Source organism: Verrucomicrobiota bacterium (genome assembly GCA_037139415.1).
Lineage (GTDB): Bacteria > Verrucomicrobiota > Verrucomicrobiia > Limisphaerales > Fontisphaeraceae > JBAXGN01.
Genome location: JBAXGN010000316.1, coordinates 1 through 4605, shown reverse-complemented (window position 1 = coordinate 4605; position 4605 = coordinate 1). Strand labels below are relative to the sequence as shown.

Annotated in this window: 4 protein-coding genes; 3 read left to right on the top strand and 1 reads right to left on the bottom strand. The window is 53.7% G+C overall.

What is annotated here, in order from left to right:
* Positions 1 to 404: 404 nt before the first annotated feature.
* Positions 405 to 815: a hypothetical protein gene (locus tag WCO56_28995; protein ID MEI7733637.1), complete on the top strand. Its 411-nt coding sequence runs from the start codon at positions 405 to 407 to the stop codon at positions 813 to 815.
* Positions 816 to 896: 81 nt separating this feature from the next.
* Here the strand turns inward: WCO56_28995 and WCO56_28990 are convergent, their stop codons facing one another.
* Positions 897 to 1025, bottom strand: a complete 129-nt coding sequence (locus WCO56_28990; GenBank protein MEI7733636.1) for a hypothetical protein — start codon at positions 1023 to 1025, stop codon at positions 897 to 899.
* Between the two features lie 95 nt (positions 1026 to 1120).
* On the opposite strand from WCO56_28990, the gene WCO56_28985 reads away from it, so the two are divergent.
* Together WCO56_28985 and WCO56_28980 are read left to right on the top strand one after the other, a co-directional pair.
* Complete coding sequence (locus WCO56_28985; protein ID MEI7733635.1) at positions 1121 to 2584, top strand: MraY family glycosyltransferase; 1464 nt, start codon at positions 1121 to 1123, stop codon at positions 2582 to 2584.
* A 336-nt stretch (positions 2585 to 2920) separates the two neighbouring features.
* A complete protein-coding gene (locus tag WCO56_28980; GenBank protein MEI7733634.1) occupies positions 2921 to 4375 on the top strand; it encodes an O-antigen ligase family protein in 1455 nt (484 codons plus the stop codon).
* The last annotated feature ends 230 nt before the right edge of the window (positions 4376 to 4605 follow it).

Sequence of the window (4605 nt, the reverse complement as noted above, 5' to 3'; positions counted from 1 at the left end):
CCTCAAACTCCAAATCGCCGCTTGAACAAAGTTACTCTCCGGTCACACACCCTTTTGTATTTGTTTTCAAGTTTCAAGTTTCAGGTTTCAAGTTTTCATGCATTAGTTCCCATTTTTCTGCCGTTTCATTTTTCTGCAAGATCGGCTTCCCAATTTTTATGCCAGATAATATTTTTGCCATGTCCAGCTTCCCATTTTTCTGCAAAATCGGGTTTCCATTTTCAGCCTTTATTTTACTATTCCTAATAAACACTCCACTATCCCTCCACTACTCTCCCACTATTCGTTTTGGCGCCTCCTGGTCTTGTGTTATTCTTTTTCCGTAATATCGGAGCAGGAACCGATGGTATCATCCTGCATATGAGTTCCGGTTCACCATGCGTAACCGGACGGAAAGCACGATTATGACCGACCAGGAAAACATTGCCCGTTTTATTCTCATGCGCTCTCAGGGCATGAGCTTCAATAACATCGTGGTGCAGCTTGGCATTTCCAAGCCCACCCTCATCAAGTGGAGCCGCCAATATCAATTCGAGATTCAAAACCTCCGCGCCACCGAGACCGAAGCGATGGCGGAGCGTATTTTCGGCCAGCGTCATCAGCGTTGGGAAGCCCTCGCCCGCCAGCTCAAGCGTTTGGAGGAGGAAATCGAAAAACGCGACCTGGAGGAAATCCCGGCCTCTCGCCTGCACGACATCGCTGCCCGCTTGCGTGCCGAAATCAACCAGCAGGTTGGCCCCCTGAATTTCTCCGAAACCACCCGCGACATCCCCATGGAGGAATTCGTCATTAGCACACATGCCTGGCAAGGTTGACCGGTTCCCGGTAAAAACCGGTAAAAACCGGTAAAACGTTTCAGGTTTCAGTTTTTGTTAATCTGTGCTAATCCGTGTCAATCAGTGGTAAAAAATGACGCTGTTTCCATTTTCAGGTTTCAGGTGTTGTTCCCAATTTTTATGCCAGATAATATTTTTGCCATGTCCGGCTTCGGCTTCCCATTTTTCTGCCGGTTCATTTTTCTGCATAATCGGGTTCCCATTTTCAAGTTTCAGGTTTCTGGTTTCAAGTTTGCTTTTCCCTTGCCCCCTCATCCGTTACACGCTAGTCTCTCACGAACAAGATGGCTTTTTATAAAACCTATTGGGTAGTCTTCATCATGGCCGGTGTCGTATCACTGGTTTTGACGCCTTTGGTCATCTGGTTGGCCAAATGGCTGGACATCGTGGATCACCCCGGCAACCGTAAAATTCACCAACAAGCCGTGCCGTTGCTCGGCGGCTTGGCCGTGGCCGTCGGCATGTGGTTGCCCGTTTACGCCCTGAGTTTTCACTCGAATCTGGTCAACTCCAACCTCTTTGCGCAAGGGCGTCTGGTGCTCCTGATCCTACTCAGCGGTTTCATAATGCTCCTCGTCGGGGTGGTGGATGACATTCGCGGCCTGAATGCCCGGAAGAAATTTCTCATCCAGTTGCCGATCGCGGTGGCGCTCGTCCTGAGTGGTGTGCGTTTCTCCAATATTACCATCCCCGGCCTCGGAACCGTGCCGCTGGATTTTATTGGCCCGCTTCTCTCCATAATTTGGATCATCGGCATTACCAACGCCATCAACCTGGTGGATGGACTCGACGGTTTGGCGGTAGGTGTGGCTCTGTTTGCCGCCGGCACAAATGCCTTGATTGCCATTATCCATGGGAATGTCGTCGCCGCCGTGCTGCTCACGGCGCTCACCGGCGCTTGTCTCGGTTTTCTCCCCTACAACACCAATCCGGCCCGGGTGTTCCTGGGCGACACCGGCAGTCTGTTTCTCGGCATGACCCTGGCGGTGTCTTCCATGATCACCGCCCAAAAGGGGATCATGGCCACCTCCATGCTCATTCCCGTTCTGGTCCTGGGCTATCCCATCGCCGACACCCTTCTCTCCATGACCCGCCGGGCAATCCGGGGCAAATCCATGTTCTCCGCCGACGCCGGCCACATCCATCATCGCCTGTTGCATCTGGGGTTGACGCATCGGCAATCCGCCTTCGCGATTTACCTGGTATGCGCGCTGTTCAGCCTCCTGGCTTTGGTGAGCGTTTTTCAAAACAGCCTCGGGATTGCCATCGGTTTGGTCGGCGTCTTTTTTGTGAGCTATACCGGGCTGCGCACTTTGGGTTACTGGAAAACCATGGTCGCGCTGTTGAATAGCCCGGAACGGATGAAATTCAAGGCGCTGAACCATTATGCCGAGTTTGCCAAGTGCAAAATCGCCATCGCCGAAAACCAACGCCAGATCATTGACCTATTGCAGGGGGCGTGCCAGGAATACGGCAAAGCCGGGGTCCGCATCACTCTGCCCAACCCCGCGCCAAACGCCCAAGCCATCCAGTACCAGTGGTTTCTCGAACGGGACACTTCCCAAACTGTTCCGCCCGGTCTGACGCATGACAACCATGAGTTTGACTCTGGTTTGAAGATTCAATTTTATTTCATCCCCAAGGCCAACTCCGACGAACTGCACCTCGAAAAACGGAATCTCCTCGCCAAAATCGCCGAAGCCGCCGACGAGCGATTCAGCCAGATTATGGCCGCACCACCATCATGATCGCTCGCCACCGCTTATACCATTCCCAGTTTGCCACTGCATCCATAGTAGCGCAGGTTTCCAAACCTGCTGTGTCGCCGACTTCCCAGTCGGCAGACCATTCGTCATTTCCCGACGCTCTTGAATTTCTAACACATTCAATTACATAACCACTCGCAGTTATATATAATTTAATTTTATAGTGAAAATGAAATTAACGCGACATCGTTCACCACCCCTCATGGAGTTGGCCCGTTTTCAGATTTCGGACTTCGGATTTCTTTCGGATCTCGGATTTCGGACTTCGGAATTCCACCAAGTATCCCACCGAAAACAGCGAAAAACCACCCCCCCATCATGATCGCTCGCCACAGCGTTCTAAGCTTTTTGGATGCCCTCACCGAACTGGGCATTTGTTTCATGGTCGTGTTTGGCCCCTGGGTCTTTGGCACCACTCAGCCGTGGGCCATCGAAGTCATGAACGTAACGGGTTATACCCTCGGCGCTTTGTGGGGCCTCAGTTGGTTCACCCGCCGAGTGACGGGAGATTATGCCCCGGTGATCTGGCCCGGCCAGCGCGCCTGGCACTGGGGCAAGACGTTGGACTGGGCGCTCGCCCTCTTGTGCCTGTTGATCCTGGGTTTCACACTGGCCAGCGCTTGGAACGCCCGCGCCACCTACCGCCCGGAAGGTTGGAGTTTCATTTATCACGACATCATTCCCTGGTTGCCGCACAGCTATGACCAGGCCACCAGTTGGCGTTATTTCTCGATGTACCTGGCGCTGGCCTTTGCGTTCTGGGCGGTGCGCTCCTGGTTGCTTCACGATCCGGAACTGACCGAGGCACCCGGGAATTCCGATCTGGCACATGGCCTGCTGCCCCCGCGACTGCGCCGCCTGCTCTGGCTCTTGAGCGTGAATGGCGCCGTGTTGGCCATGGTTAGCATCATTCAACGCATGGACGGCACTAGCGAATTGCTCTGGCTGGTGGAGGCACGCATCCATAAAAATCCATTGGAAATTTTCGGTCCCTTCGCCTACCGGGCCAATGCCGCCCAGTACTTTAATCTGATCTGGCCCGTCTCGCTCGGCCTTTGGTGGACCTACCAGCGCGCCCGGACTCGTCATCAGCACTTGGATCTCATTCACCCTCGCATTCATCATCTCCTGTTGTCCATGGTCCTATTGATGGCCGTTTGCCCGGTGGTCTCCACCAGTCGTGGCGGGGCCATGGTCATGGCGGGCTTGAGTGTCATGGCCGTGGCGATCCTGCTGCTGGCCCAGTGGCAGGCCGGTTGGCTTAGAAAAGCCAGTGTTTTCCTAATCCTCGGCCTGACCATCGTCATGAGCGTCCTGCTGGGGTGGGAGGAAATCGGCCCGCGCATGGAAACGCTTCAAGAAGGGTTCGCGGACCGGGAAGAAATGTTCTACACCGGACGCCGCATGGCCGAAGACGCCCCATTTTTTGGCACCGGCCCCGGCAGCTTTAACACCCTGTTTCAGCTCTACCGTAATTCCTCGGGCGAGTACTGGCCCGCGCAACTGCATAACGATTGGCTCGAAACGCTGATTACGTTTGGGTGGCCAGGGCTCTTTCTGCTGCTCGCCGCCTTGGGGGTTTGCCTGGCTCGCTGGTTTGCGCCGGGTCCGAGCGGCATTCCTGCGGATAAATACTTTGTCATGCTGCTCTGGTGTGCCGTGGGTGGTTGCCTCGTTCATGCCCGTTACGATTTCCCCTTTCAAATTCACTCCATCCTCGCGCTCTTCCTCATCCTCTGCGCCGTCCTCTCCGCGCTCTTCCGCCGGGGTTAACATATTTCGCGGTTTGAAGGTTCCAACGCCTGGCTCCAATTTCCTATCTTCTTCAGTTCAATTTTTTTACCAGATAATCTTTTTGCCATGTCTGCCCCCATTTTACCGGCCTTTTTCCCCAAACAATATTTTTCAAACTTTTTTGAGGGTAGGACCGTATTTGTCCTACCCCCCATGCTACGCTGTTCCCCGAAATGATGAACATTATGAATACAAAATACGAATTAACG